The 23613-nt window shown below is 38.2% G+C and carries 25 protein-coding genes; 5 read left to right on the top strand and 20 right to left on the bottom strand.

The genetic code is table 11. The features are described 5' to 3' along the window. Window positions 1–27: 27 nt before the first annotated feature. From FC65_RS01795 to FC65_RS01735, 13 genes are all read right to left on the bottom strand, one after another. On the bottom strand, window positions 28–702 hold the full coding sequence (locus FC65_RS01795) for a CPBP family intramembrane glutamic endopeptidase (protein WP_056971334.1): 675 nt from the start codon (window positions 700–702) through the stop codon (window positions 28–30). Window positions 703–807: 105 nt separating this feature from the next. Then, window positions 808–1302: a hypothetical protein gene (locus FC65_RS01790; RefSeq protein ID WP_056971333.1), complete on the bottom strand. Its 495-nt coding sequence runs from the start codon at window positions 1300–1302 to the stop codon at window positions 808–810. Window positions 1303–1456: 154 nt separating this feature from the next. Then, entirely contained in the window at window positions 1457–1738 is a 282-nt protein-coding gene (locus FC65_RS01785; RefSeq protein WP_010494795.1) for a putative quinol monooxygenase, read from the bottom strand. Window positions 1739–1880: 142 nt separating this feature from the next. Then, on the bottom strand, window positions 1881–2594 hold the full coding sequence (locus FC65_RS01780; protein WP_010494796.1) for a demethylmenaquinone methyltransferase: 714 nt from the start codon (window positions 2592–2594) through the stop codon (window positions 1881–1883). A gap of 66 nt (window positions 2595–2660) precedes the next feature. Further along, window positions 2661–3491, bottom strand: a complete 831-nt coding sequence (locus FC65_RS01775; protein ID WP_082618948.1) for a TPM domain-containing protein — start codon at window positions 3489–3491, stop codon at window positions 2661–2663. A gap of 14 nt (window positions 3492–3505) precedes the next feature. After that, window positions 3506–4126, bottom strand: a complete 621-nt coding sequence (locus tag FC65_RS01770) for a LemA family protein (protein WP_056971331.1) — start codon at window positions 4124–4126, stop codon at window positions 3506–3508. 171 nt (window positions 4127–4297) lie between these two features. After that, entirely contained in the window at window positions 4298–5257 is a 960-nt protein-coding gene (locus FC65_RS01765) for an ABC transporter permease (RefSeq protein WP_056971330.1), read from the bottom strand. Beyond that, window positions 5257–6345, bottom strand: a complete 1089-nt coding sequence (locus FC65_RS01760) for an ABC transporter permease (RefSeq protein WP_056971329.1) — start codon at window positions 6343–6345, stop codon at window positions 5257–5259. Before FC65_RS01760 ends, FC65_RS01765 begins: the two co-directional genes overlap by 1 nt. Continuing rightward, window positions 6342–7880: an ABC transporter ATP-binding protein gene (locus FC65_RS01755; RefSeq protein WP_056971328.1), complete on the bottom strand. Its 1539-nt coding sequence runs from the start codon at window positions 7878–7880 to the stop codon at window positions 6342–6344. Before FC65_RS01755 ends, FC65_RS01760 begins: the two co-directional genes overlap by 4 nt. Before the next feature lie 411 nt (window positions 7881–8291). Then, window positions 8292–9317: a BMP family lipoprotein gene (locus FC65_RS01750; RefSeq protein ID WP_056971327.1), complete on the bottom strand. Its 1026-nt coding sequence runs from the start codon at window positions 9315–9317 to the stop codon at window positions 8292–8294. A 345-nt stretch (window positions 9318–9662) separates the two neighbouring features. Next, window positions 9663–10442: a hypothetical protein gene (locus tag FC65_RS01745; protein WP_235803057.1), complete on the bottom strand. Its 780-nt coding sequence runs from the start codon at window positions 10440–10442 to the stop codon at window positions 9663–9665. After that, window positions 10417–11151: an ATP-binding cassette domain-containing protein gene (locus FC65_RS01740; protein ID WP_056971325.1), complete on the bottom strand. Its 735-nt coding sequence runs from the start codon at window positions 11149–11151 to the stop codon at window positions 10417–10419. The genes FC65_RS01745 and FC65_RS01740 overlap by 26 nt, the downstream gene beginning before the upstream one ends. Then, window positions 11114–11518, bottom strand: coding sequence for a GntR family transcriptional regulator (locus FC65_RS01735; RefSeq protein WP_056971324.1), 405 nt, complete (start codon window positions 11516–11518; stop codon window positions 11114–11116). The genes FC65_RS01740 and FC65_RS01735 overlap by 38 nt, the downstream gene beginning before the upstream one ends. Before the next feature lie 469 nt (window positions 11519–11987). Between FC65_RS01735 and msrB the strand changes: the two genes are divergently transcribed. Further along, window positions 11988–12428: a peptide-methionine (R)-S-oxide reductase MsrB gene (gene msrB, locus FC65_RS01730; protein WP_010494826.1), complete on the top strand. Its 441-nt coding sequence runs from the start codon at window positions 11988–11990 to the stop codon at window positions 12426–12428. 140 nt (window positions 12429–12568) lie between these two features. Here msrB and FC65_RS01725 read toward each other — a convergent pair whose 3' ends face one another. The 3 genes from FC65_RS01725 to FC65_RS01715 all read right to left on the bottom strand — a co-directional run bounded on the left by FC65_RS01725 (window position 12569) and on the right by FC65_RS01715 (window position 15188). After that, window positions 12569–13726: a CynX/NimT family MFS transporter gene (locus FC65_RS01725; protein WP_056971323.1), complete on the bottom strand. Its 1158-nt coding sequence runs from the start codon at window positions 13724–13726 to the stop codon at window positions 12569–12571. A 101-nt stretch (window positions 13727–13827) separates the two neighbouring features. Continuing rightward, window positions 13828–14397: an SOS response-associated peptidase family protein gene (locus tag FC65_RS01720; RefSeq protein ID WP_056971322.1), complete on the bottom strand. Its 570-nt coding sequence runs from the start codon at window positions 14395–14397 to the stop codon at window positions 13828–13830. A 29-nt stretch (window positions 14398–14426) separates the two neighbouring features. After that, window positions 14427–15188, bottom strand: coding sequence for a DeoR/GlpR family DNA-binding transcription regulator (locus FC65_RS01715; RefSeq protein ID WP_056971321.1), 762 nt, complete (start codon window positions 15186–15188; stop codon window positions 14427–14429). 254 nt (window positions 15189–15442) lie between these two features. Between FC65_RS01715 and FC65_RS01710 the strand changes: the two genes are divergently transcribed. Continuing rightward, complete coding sequence (locus FC65_RS01710; RefSeq protein ID WP_056971320.1) at window positions 15443–16786, top strand: TrkH family potassium uptake protein; 1344 nt, start codon at window positions 15443–15445, stop codon at window positions 16784–16786. Continuing rightward, complete coding sequence (locus FC65_RS01705) at window positions 16779–17480, top strand: potassium channel family protein (RefSeq protein WP_056971319.1); 702 nt, start codon at window positions 16779–16781, stop codon at window positions 17478–17480. Before FC65_RS01710 ends, FC65_RS01705 begins: the two co-directional genes overlap by 8 nt. Window positions 17481–17558: 78 nt before the next feature. Here FC65_RS01705 and FC65_RS01700 read toward each other — a convergent pair whose 3' ends face one another. From FC65_RS01700 to FC65_RS12735, 4 genes are all read right to left on the bottom strand, one after another. After that, window positions 17559–18203, bottom strand: coding sequence for an SDR family oxidoreductase (locus FC65_RS01700; RefSeq protein WP_010494836.1), 645 nt, complete (start codon window positions 18201–18203; stop codon window positions 17559–17561). Window positions 18204–18289: 86 nt separating this feature from the next. Beyond that, window positions 18290–19510: an AI-2E family transporter gene (locus tag FC65_RS01695; RefSeq protein WP_056971318.1), complete on the bottom strand. Its 1221-nt coding sequence runs from the start codon at window positions 19508–19510 to the stop codon at window positions 18290–18292. A gap of 262 nt (window positions 19511–19772) precedes the next feature. Beyond that, window positions 19773–20633, bottom strand: a complete 861-nt coding sequence (locus FC65_RS01690; RefSeq protein ID WP_056971317.1) for a fructosamine kinase family protein — start codon at window positions 20631–20633, stop codon at window positions 19773–19775. Between the two features lie 143 nt (window positions 20634–20776). Beyond that, the gene (locus FC65_RS12735) at window positions 20777–20902 is read right to left on the bottom strand and encodes a hypothetical protein (RefSeq protein WP_268869392.1); all 126 of its coding nucleotides are present in this window, start codon (window positions 20900–20902) and stop codon (window positions 20777–20779) included. A 311-nt stretch (window positions 20903–21213) separates the two neighbouring features. Between FC65_RS12735 and FC65_RS01685 the strand changes: the two genes are divergently transcribed. Both FC65_RS01685 and FC65_RS01680 read left to right on the top strand, forming a co-directional pair. Then, window positions 21214–21888: a YczE/YyaS/YitT family protein gene (locus FC65_RS01685; protein WP_010494843.1), complete on the top strand. Its 675-nt coding sequence runs from the start codon at window positions 21214–21216 to the stop codon at window positions 21886–21888. A 91-nt stretch (window positions 21889–21979) separates the two neighbouring features. Then, a complete protein-coding gene (locus FC65_RS01680) occupies window positions 21980–23419 on the top strand; it encodes a hypothetical protein (protein WP_056971316.1) in 1440 nt (479 codons plus the stop codon). Window positions 23420–23613 lie beyond the last annotated feature (194 nt).

Raw genomic sequence — 23613 nt, 5'->3', positions numbered from 1 at the left:
CACGGTACAAGCACCATTTGAACTATTTCAATTAAGCAATAAAGCTCCGGCTGCCAATGCATTCCAACTCATATGGATCACCATTGAACGCGCTAAACTTCCGTGCAGATAATATTCACGCACCAATACAAAAGATAAAACACCATACGTTAAACTGGCAGTTATCGCAGCAACCGTTCCATTCCATGAAGGAGAGACGATAACGCCATAAAGCTGTTGACCCATATGCGCCAAAATAAAGAATACCCAGCTTAAAATGGCCAGTCTCTTTCGATGCCTTGTGGTAGGTTTGACCTGTTTAGTTTTGATCGGACCGATCAACAGTAATCTATATATAGTTTCTTCACAGACTGGGGCGACAATGACTGCCAAGAATAGCGTCACAAACTTACTCATCGAATTTAACTCGAGCATGCGGTTGATACCAGCTTGATTTTGTGCGGTCTCCGGTACGATATGCAAGACTTGCAGAATAAATTGCAATACCAAGTTCAACACTACGATCAAAAGCAGTCCTGTCGTGACTGAAGAAATCAAGTGACCAATATGGACAGGTACAGAAAAACGGGGTCCTACTTTGACTTTGTGTTCCACATACCAGCCATAACCGCCAAAAAAAATTAATATCATAGCGAAAACAACCACAACTTGCAGTATTCCCGACCATGAATCATCTCCTCGTGCAGCTGGCAGTTCAACCAAAAATTGACCTCCAAAATATATGATGTGAAATAAAATGAATAAAAATACTACTTTGTACCATCTTTTCCAATTTGTCATCCGAATGCTCCTTGCTAGTAACTAAAATTAGTGTAAATAACGTCCACAATGAGGGCAGAAATTAAAGCCTTGATATGGCTGTGCTGGATAAGATGGATGACAATACTCACAGTTTTGTTGTCTTTTGCGGTTCATATGGAATCTCTTCAAAGTTAACTCATCTAGGCCTTCAAATGGTAGACGGACAGGTTTTCTTTCAGATTTATCCCGTCTGATCTGAACAATTTGCACGTTGCTGGAAGTATCAAGAGCCTCTAGAGCTGTCTGATAAGTATGAGCATTTTCTTGTGCTTCATCAAAATCAACTACCTTGTCTTTAACCTGACCATTGATCAAGATCAAAAAACCCTCTCCGTTGGGTTCAATATCATCTTTGGTCATAACAATGTTTCCACTTGAAAGATGTCCATTGCTCTCTTTCAGTAACTGCTGTGCTTTTTTCAAATTAGCTCGTGTTGCTTCAAGAGCTTTTTTTACTTTACCGCTGCGGGTAATAACAATATAATAATCAGTTCGTTCCATACCATTTCCTCCAGAAAACATTTCAATAATTACGTAGTATTATGCCCTAATAAAACTGCTTTACCTAAGAATATTTTTACTTAGCACGGCCTTAAAAATCTGCCTTTTGAAAAAGAAGGGACGTTCCATAATTAGAAACGTCCCGTCCATCGTCTTAGTGATCTAAAACAGTTACTGTTGGTTCAGTCTTAACGTAATGATTGATCCCACGCCAGAATTCTTTATAGCTAGCACTATCTTTATGAGCTTGTAAGGCATCATCATCAGCCCAATGCTCAATTATCTCATATTCATTACCAACACCTAATTTTTTAAAGTGATCATAAGACACATTACCATTTTCCTTGCGTGAACGATCGACCATTTCTGAAATGAAATGTTCATAATATGGTTGCCATCCTGGTCTAACTGTAAACGATGCATTTACTATCTTCATTACTTAATACCCCCTTGAATTGATGGATCCGTCAGCATTCAACTTCCATGCTTTCATGTCTGATTATAACAAAAATAATTGATTTTTTAAAAAGAACAAGTAATTTCATCTGCTAGTCAAATTTTGTGTGCCCACTACGACTTTACTTCTTGAAACCAATATGCAGTGCAGCCGCACCAAAGAAAAACATTTTATATGATGCTGGTTGTAAACCAACTTCATTAAACAAATGTAAAAGTTCGCGAGCAGTTAAGAAATTTTTACTTGTTTGTTGCAAATAATTGTAATCATCATAATGATCTGTAACCATTTTAGCCATTACTGGAACTACTTTAAAATACAAACTCCAAAACTTATGAATTGTTGAATTTTCAGGCTGTGATGTCTCTAAACAAGCCACTACACCTTCGGGTCGAACTACACGTTGCATTTCTTGTAATACTTGCTTGGCATTAGGCACATTACGCAACCCAAATCCGATCGTAACACAACTAAACATGTCATTATCAAAAGGCAGATTCATCGCATCACCTTGAATCAAGGTCACACGATCCTCCATTCCAGCGATCCTAACCTTTTGCTTGGCGATCTCAAGCATGTCTGCACTAAAGTCTAGCGCATAAACATGCCCCTTTGGACCAACTTTGTGAGCAAGATCTAACGACCAGTCACCAGTCCCGCAACAGAGATCCAAAACAACGTCTTCTGGTTGAACACGTAAGGTCTTCATTGTTTCTTCCCGCCAACGTTTATGCATGCCCAATGTGATCACATTATTCATAGAATCATATTTATTAGAAATCCTATCGAATAAATCTTCCACTTCTTTTTCAGGCGTTCGGTTCGTTAAAGACACCAGCTAACACTCCCCTAGTTTAATCTACATATCAGTGTACCACTTTCTAGAAGCGATCATTCAAGTTTAAATTCCGGAACCGCCACCGCCGGAGGAACCGCCGCCAAAACCACCTCCGCCGAAACCGCCGGAAGATGATCCGCCGCCGAAGCCTCCGCCAAAGCCGCCAATGTACATACCGCGTCTTCTAGCCCGTCTTCTGCCGCCGGAACCAGGACCGCCACCGGAACCAGTGATCAAATAAATGAAAAAGCCGATCACTATTATTGCTACCGCAGCAAAACTGTACTTATCATCAGAATCATTGTCTTGGTCTTGTTTTTCACGATAGTCTTTTGAACCAAATTGATCTTTTAACTTATAATGAGCGTTAATAACTTTCACGACTGCTTTAAAAGTTTGCTGCAGGCCACGATTTATTTCTGCTTGATCTTGGCTTTTTAGCAATGTCTTATTATCATGTAAAATATCCGATGTTTGACCGTCAGTCAAATAAGTTTCAGCACCTTCACCCGTTGAAATAAAAACATTGTTTTTACCATTATTTTTTGCAAAGACTATCAAGACACCATTATCGCGCTTAGCATCACCCACATCCCACTTTTTTGTCAGATACATGTCATTGATATAATCATTTAACTCTTCACCTTGACTTGACTTGATCGTAACTAAAGCAACTTGGGGTTTAGGTTTGGTAGATTGATAATAATCCTCTTGTTTTAAGACTAAGTCTTGGGTCTTTTGTGTCAAAATACCCGCTTTATCCGTCAAAACTGCGTGCTGTGGATCTGGTCGCAGCTTTTGCGGATCTTCCGCATGCACCCCATTATTTCCCAAGAATATTCCGCAAACCATAACTAGGAAAATTAGAGGGATAAATTTACATTTTCTTTTCATACCTGATCCCAGCTTTAATTATCAAAGTCAACTTTAGGGGCTTTTTGCGCATTCTCATCCGCCTTAAAGTATGACTTAGTCTTCATGTTCTTCATATTAGCTACCATTGATGATGGAAAACGAACGACTTTATTATTATAAATTTTAATAGCATCATTATATTTTCTGCGTGCTAAATTGATTCGATTTTCCGAGCCTTCTAATTGATCCATTAACCTTCTGACATTATCATTAGATGTCAGTTTAGGATAACGCTCGTTGATCACATTGATCAAATTCGCAGTCGTCGCTGAAAGCTGTGCACTGGCATTTGCTTGGTCCTTAGTATTGCCTGATTTTGCAGCAGTGTTATATTCTTTACGAGCCTGTGCGATCTGGCCAAAGACCTTTTTTTCTTGTCCCATCGAACCCTTAACACTGTTAACCAAGTTCGGCACCAAGTCTGAACGCCGCTGCAAAGCACTTTGCAAGTCACCTTGTTGTTGTTCATAATCTTGCTTGGCACTATTTAAACTATTTGAATAATGAATGTACCCTCCACCAAAGATCAGCAATAATAAAGCAATGATGATCGTTACGATCCAGCCAGTTCCTAACCCTTTCTTATTATTAACAAACTTCCTCTCATTTTCCATTCTGATTCCTCCGTTTTTATCGAATACACATATCTCAAGTTAATTCTAACCGAAAGTTTGCAGCTTTAAAAGAAAAAAGAGCAGTCAAGGTTGCTGATCTTGACTGCTCGGTTATTATTGTTTGACTATAGCAATAAAACTTACTATCGAACTACTTCTACAAATACAGCGTTATTTACTCTTAATGTAATTCTCCCCGTCAGCTGCAGGACCAACTGACTTTCCTAAGAACAAGACCAAAACAATGATAGTGATCAAATATGGAGCAATCTGGAACCAAACTGAGTTAACTCCTGCTAGTCCTGGAATGTATGCACCAATGATCGGTAAACTTTGAGCTAAGCCGAAGAAAACTGCTGCTCCCATCGCGCCAAGCGGATTCCATTTACCAAAGATCATTGCTGCCAGAGCCATAAAACCTTGGCCAGAGATGGTACTGATCGAAAAGCTAAGTGTGATCGATTGAGCCATAACTGCTCCACCGAGGCCACCCAGAAATCCAGAGATCAAGACCCCAATATACCGATATTTGTAAACATTAATTCCTAAAGTATCTGCGGCAGCTGGGTTTTCGCCTACAGAACGCAAACGTAGACCAAAGCCTGTGCGATATAAAATATACCAACAAATCACAGCTACGATAATAGCGAACCAAGCTACTAACGATGTCTGAGTAAAAAAGACTTTACCAAAAAACGGGATATTTACCAAAAATGGAATTGTTTTTGTCCCTAAACCTTGATCTATTTCAGGCGTTTGACCTTTGCCATCATAAAATATCCGTGTCAAGAAAACGCATAATGCTGGAGCCATCATATTTAAAACCGTTCCCGAAATAATGTGATCAGCTCTAAAACTGACAGTTGCGACTGCATGCAAAGCTGAAAATAAACAGCCAAAAGCACCACCAACCAGTAAAGAGATCCATGGAGTTGCATCACCAAAAGTATGCGCAAAATTCAGCGTAAAGACACTAGAGCTAAAGGCTCCAACGATCATCATACCTTCCAACCCAACATTAACTATTCCGCTTCGCTCTGAAAAAGTACCTCCTAAAGCAGTAAAAATCAGTGGTGCTGCATAGACCAAAGTCGTAGATAAGATGGTCATCAATGTAGTGGTTAAGTTCATTATTTGCCAGCCCCCTCTTCTTTAACTGCTTCTTTTTTTTGTGGCTTATTTTTTCTTTTGTTCAATAATAATTCGATCACATATTTAATAGCGACAAAGAAAATAATCGCCGCTGTAACGATGCTAACAATTTCTGTTGGTGTATTAGAGTAAACGGAAATACTCATACCGCCGATCTGCAAAGCAGAGAAAAGCAAGGCAGAAAGAATAATTCCGATCGGACTATAGTTAACTAATAAAGCAACCGCCATCCCATCATAACCGACTTGCGGCAATGCATTTGAAACGGAGATATTCTGAAAGTTCCCCAAGCCATCCAAAGCACCACCAAGGCCCGCCAACAATCCTGAAATCAACATTGACATGATAATCGTCTTTTTAACATTCATTCCGGCATATTTAGAAGCTTCCTCGTTGATACCCACGCTGCGCAATTCAAAACCGCTCTTCATACGATTGAAATAAAACCAAATCACAAAACAAATTATAATTGCGATCAAAAAGCCCCAGTGCAAAGTAGAATTTGCCGTTAAATTTTCAAGAAAATTGCCACGCAAGCTGGCTTTAGCTGCAATATTAGGCGAGCTGTCTTCTCCCTTACCTGCCAACCAATCTTTAACAGCAAAATTGACAAAATAAAGCGAAACATAATTTAACATGATAGTCGTGATAACTTCACTTGTTCCAAAATAAGCACGTAAAACACCTGCTATCGCTGACCATAATCCGCCCAACAAAGCACCTGCTAAAATTGACACGATTATTAATAGCCATCCTGGAAGAAAAGAAAACTTTAAAGCGACAATAATTGCTCCAAACCATCCCATCAAATACTGACCAGAACCGCCAATATTAAAGAACCCCGCCTTACTAGCAACCGAAAAACCTAGTGCAGTCAAAATCAGAGGAGTCATGTTTCTTAAAGTTTCTCCGACTGAATAAACACCTCCAAAAGCACCATCAAATAAACTAGCGTAATTTTGAATCGGATCATAGCCGAAAATCAGCATTATGATCGCGCCCACTATAAAGCCAGAAATAATTGCTACTAAAGGTATCACCCATGATGATTTAACTTTTAGTTTCACTTCACTGCCTCCTGTGTATTTGCTTGAACTTTTTTACCAGCCATCATTAAACCTAGTTCTTGGGCAGAAGTATCCTTAGGATCGATCTCGCCCACAATTTCTCCTGCATGCATTACCACGATTCGATCAGACAGCTTCAAAATCTCGTCTAATTCAAAACTAACCAGTAATACTGCTTTACCAGAGTTACGCTCGTTATTGATCATTTCATGAATATACTCGATTGCACCAACGTCAACGCCACGAGTAGGATTAGCAGCGATCAATAAATCTGGATCACTCGCTAGTTCGCGTGCAACAACAACCTTTTGTTGATTTCCTCCAGATAAAGAACCAACAGCAACTTGTTCATTTTGTGAACGAATATCATAGTCACTGATCAACTGTCGCCCATGTTCATTGATGTACTGATAATTCAAGACTCCCGACTTATTTGCCGGCTTCTGATAGTAATTTTTTAGGGAAAGATTTTCTGCTAGAGTTAGCGGCAAGATCAATCCCACGGTTTGCCGGTCTTCCGGAATATAGCCAACGCCTGCCTCCGTGATTTGGCGGACTGGCTTATTTTCGTAATGCTTCCCTTTAATTTCAATTGAACCGGATTTAATTTTTCGCATGCCAGTAATTGCTTCGATCAACTCCGTTTGCCCGTTGCCGTCAATTCCCGCAACTCCAACGATTTCCCCAGTGTGGACCTGAATGTCTAAGTTTTTAACTCCTAGCCAGCCATTTTTTTCAACATTCAGCTTTTTAACATCCAAAACAAGTTTATCTTGATCGACTTGTTTTTTTTCAACGGAATTACGCAACTTTCGTCCAACCATCATTTCTGCCAAATGTTCTTCAGTAGCGTCTTTTACTTCAACGGTATCAATTACTCGTCCATTTCTGATAACAACACAACGATCAGCTGTTTCTTTAATTTCTTTTAATTTATGTGTAATAAAAATGATAGATTTTCCCTCATCCGCCAAAGCACGGAAAATTTTCATCAACTGGTCGATTTCCTGAGGTGTAAGAGCTGCCGTTGGTTCATCAAATATAAAAATGTTAGCTTCTCGATATAAAGCCTTCATAATCTCAACTCTTTGCTGCATTCCAACTGTAATATCAAGAACTTTAGCGTGAATATCAATATCCAATTGGTAACGTGCAGAAAGTTCCTTGATCCTTTTTTCAGCACCGGAATAATCAATTCGCCCGCCACGCTTGATAGGTTCATCACCCAGAATAATATTTTCCAGTACCGTAAAAGCAGGGATCAGCATAAAATGTTGATGCACCATTCCAATGCCATAATCCTTAGCCTCACGTGGGTTTTTCATTTTTACTTCTTTACCATTGATTAGTATCTCACCTGAAGTTGTTTCTAATAATCCTGACAACATCCCCATTAAGGTTGATTTTCCAGCCCCATTTTCACCTAATAAAGCTAATATTTCTCCCTTATGAACACTTAATGAAATGTCATCATTTGCTTTAAATTGACCAAATTTCTTGGTAATATGTCTCATTTCAACGAATTTTTCTGTCATTGTCAGCCTCCTATTTTAATGACAGAGCACAGTGAGATGAAAGAAAGCGAACATTATCTGAGCCTAGCGTTATAGCGTGCGATTTTAGTGCTATAATGTCGAACTTAGAAGATGGCATTTTCTGTCTCACGGAACTCAAGTTAAATCACAGCGCAAGGGCAAGCAGGTCAGAAGCAAGTATATCGTTTTTTAACAACACATAATACTTGTGCTGTTGCAGCTAGATAGACAAAGCCTCTTGTTAGCCTCAACGCAAAGAATGCCTTACCTTTTTATACAACTCGCTAATCTAGAAAAAAGGTGAAGGATCGGTAACCCGATTCTCCACCTCTTACGCTGACGTAAGTTGATAAAGTGTCTTAATATTAGTGTAGCGCGAAGAATATTTTCTAAACGAGAAGTTCAGTGTAATTATTCGGCTTTAACCTTGATATCTCCATTAATGATCTTATCTTTGTATTGTTGAACGGCGTCTTTAGTTGCGGAAGACATATTATCATCGATCAAATCGACACCTTTGTCTTTCAACTGGTAAGTAACAACTTTTCCGCCAGGGAACTTACCCTTCATTGCTTTGTTTGACAAATTCTTAACAGAATTTCCAACTTCCTTGACCGCTGAAGCTAAAGTAACATTGCCGCCTTTGTACTTACCATCGGCCTTTTGATCTTGATCAACACCGATGACCCAAACCTTTTGACCATTCTTAGACTTATCTTTAGCCGCCGTAAATACTCCGGAACCGGAACCGCCAGCTGCGTGGAAGATAACATCTTCACCGTTATTGTACATTGCACTTGCTAACGAATTACCAACATCAGCTTTAGTAAATGAGCCAACATATTTCACATCAACTTTGATCTTAGGGTCAACTGCGTGTACCCCTTGAATATATCCCTTTTCAAATGTTGTAATAACATCACTCTTAATACCACCAACAAAACCAACTTTATTGGTCTTTGTTGTCTTAGCAGCGGCTACACCAGCTAAGAATGAAGACTGTTCAGTCTTAAATGTCACAGAAGCAACATTCTTACGTCCCTTAACTACATCGTCAATAATTGCAAAGTTTGTATCTGGATTTTGCTTAGAAGTTTTTTCAATAACGGGTGCTAACTTATAACCAATGCCAAAAATCGTTTGATACTTAGCTTTAACCAGTTTATTCACATTAGGCGTGAAATCAGAATCTGAATTAGATTGAGCGTAATTATAACCATTAACACCCTTCTTCAAGTCATGCTGATCTCCCCATGCTTTCATACCTTCCCATGCAGATTGGTTGAATGACTTGTCATCAATACCACCACCGTCAGTTACTAATGCAACTGTATGTTTTGTACCTTTAGAAGAATCCGAGTTTTTGTTTCCACAGCCAACTAAAATTGTTCCCAACATCAACGTTGCAGCTAAAAGCGCGGTCGCTTTTTTATTCATTATGTGCACCCCTCAAAAATGTTTTATTGCTCTTTCCTAAAACAAGTATACCTTTTTAAATTTTAAAAGCAATATATTTTTGTAAAAATAGCAAATAAAGTTCGCTTTTTATTGCAATAAATACTTCTAAATTTTGAAATATATCTATATAGAGATAAAAGGCGAATGTTTTTCAACCATTCACCGTGGTGGTCTAACCAAAATTATCTATTATAAATACCAGTATATTTAATGATACGTTCCAATTTAGGAACCGACCGCTTATTAACTAATTTTAAAACACACATTAAAACTAGGGTCAAAAAAAGCCATCACCTTTTTTAAGATAATGGCTTTAATTCATTTCTATTGTTTACTTTCAACCTGCTTGTTTAGTAATAAAATATTGCAGATCGAAAGTATGACGGCTAAAACAAACATTATTAAAGCTGTCCACATCGGACCAGTATACACGCTTGAAGAATAAAGCATATATTGCAAATAAGAGAGCTGTGAGAGCCACCCTTGCAGTTTAGTAAACATCCAAATTGCTATATAGATCAGGACTATATAGATTATTGCTTTATACAGTGTTTGATGATTTGACGGTAACGCACGAGAAATTGCCGTTGTTAATAAGTGGATCAAACTGATCATGGCCCACCAAAACAAGATCCCTGCCAATGAAGCTAAGACCAGTGCTAGTAAAAAAAGCCATAGGCGAGATTCAACACCAGCGAAACTAGTACTTAACATCGCGCTTATCTGTTTCATATTGAACAAATAATAAATTAAAACAAAAATCAACTGCACTAATGATACTAGAATAAAAGCAATCAGCGAACTGAAAGTATTACTTAGATACAGTTTAGTGTCACTGATCGGTATCAGACGATACCTATTCGAAGTGTATACTTTCTCACTAGTCCAGGTCAGAAAGATAAATGCCAGCAGTGTTGCTAAGCCAGACCACCCCATTGAATGCTGTAATAATAAGGAACTCCATTGTTTGGTAAACAAATTCCCACTAAAAACATCAGGAAGCAATGAAACTACCACAACTATTAAGTAAAAAGATATGATCCAACCAACAGTCTTTATCTTGTCGGTAAGCAAAACTCTACTCATTCTTCTGAGACTCGTCATTAGTTGTTACCTCCTCGTCGTATAATCCTTCATAATAATCTTCTATGCTGACTCCTTGCTCCCTGATTTTTTCAGTCTTCTCATGAGCGATCAAGTGGTCATCCTTGATGATCGCTACTTCATCCAATAAACCAGAAATCTCAGAAATATAATGATCACTGATCATCATCACGGCATCAGGGGCTTTCCATTGAATCAAGCTATTAACTATTTTCTTACGTGTCATACTGTCTATACCTTCAAATGGTTCATCTAATAGATAAACAGACGCACGCCGAGCCAAAGTTAAACTAATAACTAACTTTTCTTTCATCCCTTTGGATAACTCACCAAGTTTTTGCTGATCACTGCCGAAATCCAAAAAATCGCTGAGTTCACGATATTCATTAGTACTAAAATCAGGATAGACTTGGGAATAGAAGTCAACAATATCTGTGATCTTGCTTCCCTTAGAAAAACCATCCAAAGAATCTGTATAACTAACCAGTGCTTTACGCTCAACTATACCAGTCTCGTCTTTAATTTTAATAACGCCTCTTGCACCCTTAGCAACTCCAGCAATGCTACGCATCAAAGTAGTTTTACCAGCACCGTTTTCACCAAGTAAGCCGATAGTTGTTCCCTTTTCTACTTCTAAATTGATATTTGCCAGGATTACCCGCTGATTTCGCTTATAAGAGACATTTTTCAGTTCGATCGTGTTTTCCATCTTCACTTCTCCTTTTTTCCAGAAAATCATCTAAACACCCTTTGATCTCGACATCGCTGATATTCAAAGCATGCAATTGTTTATACATTGCTAATAGACTTTTGTTGATCAGATTCTGCCGCAGATCTTCAATAATAGTTGGATCAGACGTAACAAAGTTGCCAAGTCCCCGACGAGATTCAAGAATATTTTTGATGATCATCTCTCTTAAAGCTCTCTGTACAGTATTAGTATTGACCGAAAATTGGAGTGCTAACTGACGGACAGAGGGGACCTGTTGGCCTGAGTGAAAACGTCCGCTAATGATTTCTCCAGCAATATACTGTTCTATTTGACGATATATAGGTACATCATCAGTAAATTTCACCAGACACTCCTCCTTTTTTAAACAGAGTGCAGTGAGACAAAAGAAAGCAAACACTCTATCGGAATCTGGTGTTAGAGCACGTTCCTTGTGCTGTATTGTCAGACTGAGATAGGTGGAACTTTCTGTCTCACGAAACTCGACTAAATCACAGAGTGCAGTGAGACGAAAGAAAGCGAGCACTATCGGGGTCTGGCGTTAGAGCACGGTTCTTGTGCTGTAATGTCAGACCGGGATAGGCGGAACTTTCTGTCTCACGAAACTCGACTTTTAAAAGAATGTAATAAACAATTCAGTGTATCACTACACTAATACACGACTATATAAATGTCAACTAATGTAGGACACAAATCAGACAGTAGGCAATATTTTTGCATTTTTCTTATAAATAAAGCATAATTTTAATGAATCAATCGTGCACAACCATTTCTGGTTTTGAGTCAGGATATGTTACAGTAAGGAGTGTTGGTACATGGAAAACAAAGAGGATTTAAAAGCAAAATTAACTAAAGAACAATATGATGTGACACAAAATGCGGCAACAGAAATGCCTTTTTCTGGTAAATATGATGATTTTTATGAAGAAGGCATTTATGTTGATGTTGTTAGCGGCGAACCGTTATTTTCTTCTCAAGACAAATACGATGCAGGCTGCGGTTGGCCTTCATTTACCAAAACTCTGGAAAAAAGAAATGTTTCTGAAAAGAATGATTTTTCTCATTTCATGCATCGGACAGAAGTTCGCAGCAAGAAAGCTAATTCTCATTTAGGTCACGTCTTTCCAGATGGCCCAAGTGAAACTGGCGGTTTACGTTACTGCATCAATTCTGCTGCACTGAAATTCATTCCAGTTGAAAAATTAGCTGAATCTGGTTATGGCGAATATAAAAAGTTGTTCACTACAAACAAGTAAAAATAAAAAGCGGCGTGTATCTTAAAAGTCCTAATGCATAATGACTTTAATTGATACACGTCGCTTTTTTAAATTTTATCTAGTTATTATTTCAGGTAAAAATCAATTTTAAATTCAATCACCCACGCAAAAACACGCAACTAGTCAAAAATAGTTCTGGAACGATCAACAGCTAATCCAGCCAAAGTCAAAATAACTACTACGATCAGTAATAAAATCAATGGCAAATTCCAAGAACCGGTTAATTGTTGCAAATAACCTACACCTACTGGGCCGAACGCTGCCAAAATATAGCCTACAGCTTGTGCCATCCCAGAGATTTCGGCCGTTTGTTCTGAAGTATCTGTTTTGATATTAAATAGCGCCATTGCTAAACTGAAGGCCATATTGGACGCTAACCCCAAAACGACCACGACGACAATTGTTAGACTGACACTAGCAGTAGGGATCATTAACAACCCGAGGCCCGCTAAAAAGCCCACTGCCATACTTAAAATAATGCCGCGTGTTCTTTTAAAGCGATAAGCCAAGATCGGTACAAAATAGCTAGTGACTAAGGAAGCTAACTGCATTAACCCAAACAACTGACTTGCTTGTCCTCGTGACATACCATGTGACACCAAAATCGTTGGGACCCAGGTCAAGGTCGTATAAAACAGCAAGGATTGCAAGCCCATAAAAGCTGAGAGATACCAAGCTCCGCGTGCCTTCCACACAGAATTTCCTGTTCTTTTACCTGTTTTTGACTTATGAATGTTTCTTAAAGCCGGCAGCCAAAAAATCATCCCCAAAACAGCCAAAATCGACACACTTTGCATCGCCTTTTGCCAGCCGACATGGTCAGCCAAGGCTACACTTTGTCCCGAAGCCAGGGCGCTAAATAATGTCATAGAAAAAGTATAAACACTAGTCATGACTCCAACACGTTGCGGGTACTTTTGGGCGATCGTGACGGGCATCAAAACATTTAGCACTGCAATGGATAGACCGATCAGTAGCGTTCCTATCAATAAGAAAGTCGTTGAAAATACCCGAAAATAATTTCCAAGTGCTAAAACCAAAACTGCAAAAAACATGATCAACTCATTTCCAAACCTTTTCCCTAATTGGGGGACAAACGGAGAAAATAATGCAAAACATAATAATGGGATAGTAGTAATACTCCCCAACAATCCTGCCGGCACGCCTAAGGTTTGCTGGATATTACTTAAAAGAGGCGACACCATCCCGATCGGCGTCCGCATACACCCCGCAAACAAAATAATACCTATGATCAACAACTTTCCTTGTTTCTTCAAAAAACTCTTTTCCTTCCCTTATTTAACCAATAGTCTTGTAACACTAACATATGTATGAAAAATAATGACATACTTGTCAAGCTTACACTAAAATCTTAATTTTATTTCGCCCATTTTTCAGCCGTCAACAGAGGCATTTTTTCTGTCAAAAAATTCTGGGCAAATTCTCGCTGATATATCCACCGATTGATTTGATTCTTTGCCAGTATCAATGGCATCCGATCATGAACCTCGACCATTGACTCATTTGGCTTTGTAGTCAGTAAAATACTCCTTTTTTCACCAGCAAACATTCCGTAAAACCCAGCAATGTATAATGGTTGGGGCTCTTCTTGATAATTAAACCAAATCTTATCTTTTTGTTTTGTCCATTCAAAAAAGCCGGTAGTCGGATACACACACCGATTTACTGTAAAATGTTGGGCAAACATTGACTTAGTTTGAACAGTTTCTGCACGAGCATTGATCAAAAGTCGCTTTGAATCGAATCCAGGAAAACCCCACTTCATTGAAACTACTTGGACTTGTTTTTGTCCTGCTACTATCAGAGCTGTTTGATCACTAGGAAAAATTTCCCCAATTTTAGGCAAATAACCAGCCTTTTGTGCTAAGCGATATATCCGATCGATCTCTGGGCTGGTTTCCGGTTGAAACATAAAACGGCCACACATTTTATTACCTCCACGTTCACAGGTACTGATCAAGAAAGATGCTTGACTTCTCTGAGATCGATCTTCTTGTCTTGTAAGATCCTTCTGACACTTATTGGAATATCGTCATCAGTAATGACCATCTTAGTTTGCGCAAAATCGGCCAACTTTATCAAACTAGCTTTACCAAACTTGCTTGAATCACTCAATATGATCAGCTTATTGGCATTTTGGGCCATCGCCTCTACGATATCAGCACGCATTATATCACGTCCAAAAAAACCTTGTTGCGGGTCAAATCCGTCCATACCGATAAAAAGTTTATCAACGTGAAAATTTGCTAAGACATTCTTCGCGATCGGTCCGACCACAACTTCAGATTCTGCTTGATATTTACCGCCTAAAGCAAAAATGGTGATATTAGGATGATCTGAAACAAAATCGGCAATAAAATAAGAATTTGTGATCACTGTGACATGTTTTTGCTGCTTACCTAACTCTTGGACCAGCAATGCACAGGTCGAGCCGGATTCTACCATGATAGTTTCCTGATCACTCACTAAATTCGCGGCAACTTGTGCAATTTGTTGTTTAACATCATAATTTTGAGCCATTCGATAATTCAGTTTAGTGGGATCGTTAATAATAGCATAACCATGTTTTCTGACAAGTAATCCCTTTTTCTCTAAGTCCGAAAGATCCTTGCGTATCGTCACCTTTGAAACATTTAACATTTCGCTCAATTCATTGACTGCGATTTTTTGTTTCTGATTAACGATCTCTAATAGTTTGTCACTTCTTTTTATTGTCATGTCCAAACCCCCAATATTATTAGTTTAACATACAATATATGTGTCTAAAAATGCTGCTGGAATAACCACCAGTGATCACACGCTAAAAATCGAGCAGTTTCGATCTATTTTAGCGGTTGAACAGTTCATTTGCCAAGCAAGCTGACTTGTCCCATACTATGATCTACGAAGGTCTTATTCTAGCGTGTTTCGGTTATTTCAAAATGAATGATAAAAGTGTATAATCAAAGCGAATTAGTAAGGGAGTTTTTTTCTTGTTTACTTTTGCCAACCGTCACTTCTCGTTGTCTAGTACATTGACAATTGGTTTCGTGGCGGTCATTTTATTCGGAGCTCTACTGTTAACATTGCCGATCGCGACAGTGCATGGTATTGAATCATCCTTTATAATTGCCCTCTTTACATCCACGAGTGCAACCTGTGTAACCGGCTTAACTCTAGTCGAAACTAGTACATATTGGTCCTTTTTTGGTCAGTTCGTGATTATGATGCTTAGTGAAATTGGTGGTTTGGGTTTCATGACCTTCATGGTTTTAATGTTTACTTCTGCCAGAAGAAAATTGCGTTTGTCAACGCAATTGTTGGCACAAGAATCGTTAAACCTCCAACATTTATCTCAAGTTAAATTAGTTAAAATGATAGTTGGCCTCTCTTTAGGGATCCAAACCGTTGGTGCGATACTATTGTTTTTTGACTTTTACCCAAAATTCGGTCTATTTAAAGGGATCTGGTACAGTATTTTTCACTCGGTATCTGCTTTTTGTAATGCCGGTTTCTCTTTATTTGGCAACAGTATTGCGACATTTAAAGATAACACTTATATTTTAACTGTCCTTGGTATATTGATCATGTGCGGCTCGGTTGGCTTTCTAGTCTGGCGGGATGTTTTAACATATCACAAACGACATCACCTTTCACTGCACACAAAATTATCGCTTAGGACTGGTTTCGTAATTTTCATTGGCAGTATCTTCTTGTATGCTTTGACAGAAAACGGTTTTAATAATATTTCACACAATACCTCGACTTTCCATAATATAATTAATATTATCTTTATGGCTATCACGCCACGGACGGCTGGACTAGTAACTTTTGATTACACTCACCTCTCAATGGCGGGGACTTTTTTGACCATGATCTTAATGCTCATTGGTGGAACTCCTGGTTCAACCGCTGGCGGTGTCAAAAGTACTACGATCGGTTTATTAGCAGTTCAGACATGGGCTACCTTGCGGGGGCACCATGACGTAAACTTCAGTAATCGTCGTTTTCCAAGAGAAAATATCTATCGTGCTTTGACCTTAATAGTTGTTGCATTTTTGATTGTTTCAGTTGCTACTTTTGTTTTATGTATGACTCAGCCGCTAGCTGAAAAAATGGGCCTTGAATATATTATCTTTGAAGTTTTGGCAGCATTTGGCACAACTGGGATCAGTTTAGGTCTCACTGTTCATCTAACTCTATTTGGCAAAATTGTGATCATGCTGATGATGTTTATCGGCAGAGTCGGCATTTTCAACGTTATGTATACTGTATTAAATGCCAAGAACGGTCAAAGTGATATTCGCTACCCGGAGGAGAGTGTTCTCATTGGATAAATTTAAAAATAAAAACCAGGTCACACGAGCTGACGAAAACTATGCGATCATTGGTCTGGGAAAATTTGGCGGTGCTTTGTGCAAGCAGCTAGCCGCCGAAAATCAAGAAATTTTAGCGATAGATACCAAAGAAAAACTAGTCAATCGCTACATGAATATTGCTAACAAGGCTGTCATTGCCGATGCACAAGATGAAGAAGCACTAAGAAAACTAAATATTGAAGCCTTTGACCATGTCTTTATTACGATTGGTTCCGATATTCAGGCAAGTGTCTTATCTGCACTGAACTGCAAAGACTTAGGCGTGAAAGATCTGATCTGTAAAGCCCAAGATCGGAGTCATGCCAGGATCTTAGAGCGGATCGGGGCCGATCAGATCGTGCAGCCAGAATCTGATATGGCTAAAAGGATCGTAATGCATCATCGTCAACCTCATATTATCGACTATCTAGATCTCAGTGAAGATGTGACTTTAGCTGAAGTCGAAGTTAATAATAAGGAATACACTGAACGGACACTAGGTGAGTTATCATTAAGAAATAATTTTGATGTAAACGTGATCGCCATCATCCAAAAAGATCATGTTGATGTTTATCCTGATGCTAGGAGCATTATTCATCACAAGGATATGCTGGCAGTTATCGGCTCAGTAGATGCTGTTAACAACTTTGATCAAGAATTTAACGAAAACTAAAAAAGAGTCGTGCTTGAAGTCTAACTCCCAATCAAGGAAGTTACATTTCAAGTTTACGACTCTTTTTAATACCCATTTTTATTTAGCTTGTTTGATTGCTGTCGCGATCGGGGTCTCACCACTGATCAATGGGATCACTTTTCCGATAGAAGAATCATCGTGCAAACTAGCAGCAACTGCGGCCGCGACGTCTGCCCGGCTGATCGAACCGCCCTTTTCTAAATCATCAGTGGCAACTTTACCAGTTTCATCATCAAACGTTAATGCCCCTGGTTCCAAAATTGTATAATTCAAAGTCGTCCGATGACGTAGCCACTCATCTGCGTAAAACTTAGCAGCATAATAAGGCTTAATAGTGACCCACTTGGTTCGGTCTTCTGCAAAAATCGCACTGATCATAATAAATCTTTTTACCCCCGCAATTTTTGCGGCCTGCATACTTTTAACAGCCCCATCAAGATCAACCAACATGGTCATATCATCACCAGTTTTACCGCCGGATCCAGCAGAAAACACAATAGCATCGTAGCCGCGTAGCTGTTTTGCCATCTCTTCTGGCTGTTTCAATAAATCAAAAACTTCGGCTTTTACGTTTTGCTCACGGAAACTATTAACTTGTTCTTGCCTATGTGCACCCGCAGTGACCTGGTCACCTTCATTTGTTAGATGCTCGACTATCAAACGGCCGACATTTCCACCTGCACCGATTACAAAAACTTTCATTAAATGACCTTCCTTTCAAAAAATGTTGACATTAATGTTCACTGATCATTCTAGTATTTTATTGAAGAGAACGCCAAGAATAGCGCCTACTGCTCCTCTTCATCTGATGATATATCATGCAAGCTTGTATGTTCTGTAACGTAAAGATCCGGATGGCTGCGCTTAAACCAGTCAAAGTATGTCGAAACCACTACTTTGATCACAGCATAACCTGGAACACCAAGAATAACCCCAACCAAACCAAAAATTTTACCAGAAACAAGTAATACAAACAAAACTGTTAAAGGATGGAACTTCATACTATTACCTAAAATCAACGGTGAAATTAACCGTCCCTCTAGGGTTTGTTCGATCACAAAAACGATCAATACCTTGACTAACATAAATGGCGATGTAAACAAACCTACGGCGATGGCGGGCACCATGGCCAAAAATGAACCCAGATATGGGATCAGATTCAACAGTCCGGCAATTATCCCTAATAATAATGCAAATCTCAAGCCGATGATCATGTAGCCGATCCAAAACAAAACAGCCACGAAAAATGCCACACCTAATTGGCCACGGATATAATTACTTAACTGGCTATTCATATTTTTAAAAATATCTTTCACGCTCAAACGATAACGGTTTGGTAAAAAACCCACTAAATAATCGGGCAGGTCATGACCATCTTTTAGTAAATAAAATAAAATCAGTGGGGCGGTCACAATAGAAATAATTACTGAAGTAACGCGTGATAAAATACTGCCGATCGAATTCAGCGACTTAGGCAAAAAGTTAACTGCCTTACTAGGTTTAAAAATTTCTCCCAAGTCTGTATTAACCGTACTCAATTCATTTTGCAGATCTTTTAAACCATCTGCCGAAAAAAGACCAACAACAAAATTTCCCAATTTAGACCAGTAATCTGGCCAATTGGCCAACAAATCTTGTGTTTGACTTTGAACAACTGGGATCAATGATCCTATCCCCCAAGCAATGAATAATGCCAAAACAATGAAAACTATCGTCACTATCAAAGAACGTTTGATATGATATTTTTTTTCAGCCCAATCCACTAAAGGGTTTAGTATATAATAGAAAACTCCGGCAATAATAACTGGTAATGCTATGGTATTTAAAACGATAGTCAGTGGGCTAAAAATCCACCGCATTTTACTCAAGACCAGTATAATCAAAGATATTAATAAAATAACCAATATCGCAATGGCAAAACGACTATTGATCACCCAATTAAAAAACCAAGAAGCAGACCATTTCTCAGCTTCGCTTTTCTTGGATGTTTTTCTTTCTTTCCCGTCCATTGTTTTCCCTCTTTTCGCATTTTATTTATCATTTTTTATGAAATATTATTAACACCGATAAGCACTATCTGTTAAAAAAATAAGTTCCCAGTAACCGGCTGGGAACTTCTGTGTGCATTACTAAACATCAAATTTGACGCGAATAAATTTATACCGGTTAATTCATTTCCAGTACATCTTCATTATACATTGCAAAACTGAAAATGTCGAAACTAAAACATTCAAATTTGCTAAAATAGCTTGACTACTGTCCACACCCCAACTAAGATTCAGCAATGATACGTTCCATTGTATTATTCACTGCTGAAGCATACATTCCACCGAATTTTTCTAAATGGATCATCAGCAAATATAAACTATAGAAGTTCAAACGTTTCTCATACCCTGCAGCCATCGGATAAGCTTCTTGATAGGCCGAATAAAATTCTTGGTCATACGCGCCAAACACTAAACTACAACCAATATCAAACTCACGGTCTCCATAAAAAGCAGAAGGATCGATCAAAGCTGGTTGGCCATCCTCTAAAAACATATGGTTGCCACCCCAGAAATCACCGTGCAATAAGCTTGGTTTACTTTTATGTTGAGCCAAAGAATACACAATAATGGAACGAACCTGCTCATACTTTTTAAGAGCTGAGTTAGTCCACAAATGTTTGCCGACTAAAGCATCTCTTAGTTGATCCATCCTTTGTTCAACAAAAAGTTCACTCCAAGTGTCAGTCCACTTATTTTCAAAAGTCATACTTGCTCCCTGATAAGCTTCAGAAAAACCATATTTCTGATTAGGGCTATAGTATCGATGCATTTTAGCAACTAAGCGACCTAACTGAGCTTGACTGCCACGATGCCCCTGCACGAGATAATTAAGCAATAAGTAGGCATCACCGTCGATCTGCCCATTAGCTATCACTCGCGGTGCTTTGACATCGGCAGCTGATAGCGCCTTTAAACCCGCTATTTCTCCAGCATAAAAGTCAGCTGCGCGTCCCTTTTGTACTAACAAAAAATACGGACCTTTTGCTGTATCAACCCGATAAGCCAAATTTACATCTCCACCAGCAATTGGCTGTATCTGGCTGATCTCACTTAAAGGTAATTGAGCGATCCATGTTTGATCCATCAAAATACACCACCATTTCTAAAATCTTTTTCAATATAACTAATATCGTCTAATTTTGTCAAAAATAATAGCACCATCCATGACTAGAATAGTGCCATTACTACCGATATTCAAATTTAATGATTTTGACAAGCAATAGCGTTCTAAACTGGAACAGCGATCGGACCTTTTTCCTTAGTTTTTTTCTTCTTCTTTTGCTCATTAAGTTTTTTCTTGGCTTCATTATAGATATCTTTTGGTGAAGGAACCTTAAACTCCAAAATAATCATAATAAAATCATCTTCCCTTTATAGTTCGGCAAACAGCTTTGAAAGACTCAAATATAGAACCACAATTTACTAATTTACTGGAACAACTACACCTCTTCTTAACTGTAAAATAGCATTTGTGACCGCTTTTTTCAAGGGATTATAACAAACACCCCCTCATCTTAAGAAAATCCATAAATTACGTTTTGAAATATACAAAAAATACGATTTTCCCTGAGTAGGGATTTTGTCTTACAATATCAACTATAGGCACTTATAGTCTTATTTGAACTAAAAACATCTATTTTATCTTTAAGGAGTTCTTACATACTATGTTTCATAAAAATGGCTCACTGACAGTCAGTGGAGATATTTTTTTCTTAATTGTTTCGATTATCATTAATTCTTTTGGTAATGCCTTAACTGTCTCGCTAAATTTAGGCAGCGCATTGTGGACTGCCTCTTCGGTCAACTTGTCTCATTTCTTTAATTATAGTTTAACAGGAGTTTTATTTTGGGAAGGTGTCGCTGTTGTTTTGTCTAATGCTTTGATCATTCGCAAATTTGATTTTCGACGGATTTTTGGTAATTTTGTTTTCATGCTTCCCTTTAGCTATTTAGTTGGGATGCTGACAAGTCTACTCTCAAAGACTAGTTTAAATTCTTTACCGTTACCTCTCAAAATCATTTTAGATCTATGTGGTATTTTATGTATCGCTGCCGGCATTTCAATTTATCAGCGGGTTAATCTGATTTTGCATCCAAATGACGATTTTATGCAGATCATTCGTTTCAAATTTTTCCATGGTAATGCTGCTATTGCTCAGACGACGTCTTTTTTGATCCCGATCACACTGATCATCTTATGTGCATTCGGTAACCAAAATGTTTGGGCAATCAATATTGGTACTGTCTTTTCGTTTTTATTCCAGGGTTATTTTGTTGGTTTAAGTGATAAAATCATTTTTCCCAAATTAAATCACCAAAACCTCGACTTCGATCACTAAGCCGATCTCCCCTTGCAAATCGCATGCTTTTAATAGCTAAGTATTTTATAATGACCTTAGTTTGTTATAAACATCAAAAGGGGTTGATCGCGTGGCAAAGGGGTTTTATTGTCTATTTGACGAAAATGAGCAATTACTTATCGACATAGTCCAATACTTTTTTCAAAATAATATCACTAATATCTCATTACTTAAATTAAAAAAAGAATTGACCATCAGTGCTTATCAAACAAACATCGCCTGCAAACAACTGTCAACGATCAGTGACAATAATGAACAGTTTTCCTTTAGTTTTGAAAAAAGTCGCGGGTTAACTTTAAATAATGTCACAACTCAAACGATCGTACTATTAACCATGTTGCTTGCCAAAAATTCGCTAAATATCAAGATCTTCTTAAACGATGCTTTAGGAATGGGCGGTTCACGTGAAAGTTTTTTAAAAAAAGCCGGTATCAGCCAATCAACTTATTACCGCAGCAAGAAAAAAATGTTCTATGATCTTAAGCAAGAATTTCCCGATCAAAAAATGAATAACGAGATCGAATACCGTGCATTATTGCAGCATATCACATTTTTCTTTTTTGGCAATGAACAGTTTCCCCTAAAAGGATCCAGCAAAAAAGTCCATGATATGTTAAATTTTCTGATCCTTAATTGGCAGCTTGAACCCACTTATGCCGAAAAAAGACAACTTTCTTATTTCCTAGCTATTCAACTTTTAAGGATCAAAAATAAACAAATGATTTTGGGTAGCGAAGATGATTTACTGACAAGACCATCCAACAGTTATTTTGCACGCACGAAAGACTATCTGAGCAAAAATTTGGGATTAACTGAAGAGCAAGCTTATCATGAGGCGTTATTTTTTAACGCTTATATCATGACTTATAATGCTTCGCCTTTAACAAAGCAACCCCTGCTCAAACGTAAAGATGAAATAAATAAAGTAACAAATCAACAGTTAAAAAGCGTCGAAACAAATCTGGCCGTTTTAGACTGTCGCCACAAGTTCCCTATCTTTACTGAAAGATTAACCAAGTTAAATACACAAACTCTGTCTCCTTTTTTCTTTATCAATACCTACCTCGAACAAGAAGCTATTGCTCGGTTTATGAATTCATATCCAGTGATCTGTAGTTTAGCTAAAAGCTTCATTCGTATCCGCCAAAAAGTCGGCGCCCCATCTTTGTCATTGCAATCATTGCGACAACTTTTTTATCAGTATACAGTACTGATTTTTAGTGAACTTCCTGAAAGTGTCTTGGACGATCAGGTCCATATAGTTGCTGATTTTTCAGTCGGAAATATTTATAACCGTTTTATTCAAAAAAAATTAGTCAAACTTACAGGGTCCAATATCGTCATTGATCCAAAAATCACCAAGAAAACAGATCTTTTTATTTCAGACAAATTCTATCCAGGGATCAAAACCGAACAAATCACCTGGAATTGTCCGCCAACAGCACAAGACTGGCACTTATTAAAATCTTTGCTCGTTTCTTTTCATTCAAAAATAAATAACTTTAACTAAAAATAAGGGGAGTCGCATGAAATTACCATACGCTCCTCTTACTTTCCCCTAAAAAAGGCCTTATAAATTTGGACAATGTTCCCAAATCACATTTATGTACGGAACCACTGTTTATCTAAGGCCTCAACTAACTGACCCTAAGGTCTTACTCCAAAACTTCTTAATATGTAATTATACGCGTGGTGCTAGTTCGT

Source organism: Ligilactobacillus acidipiscis DSM 15836 (assembly GCF_001435755.1).
In the GTDB taxonomy this organism is placed as follows: Bacteria; Bacillota; Bacilli; order Lactobacillales; family Lactobacillaceae; genus Ligilactobacillus; species Ligilactobacillus acidipiscis.
This window is presented reverse-complemented; position numbering and strand designations above follow the sequence as displayed.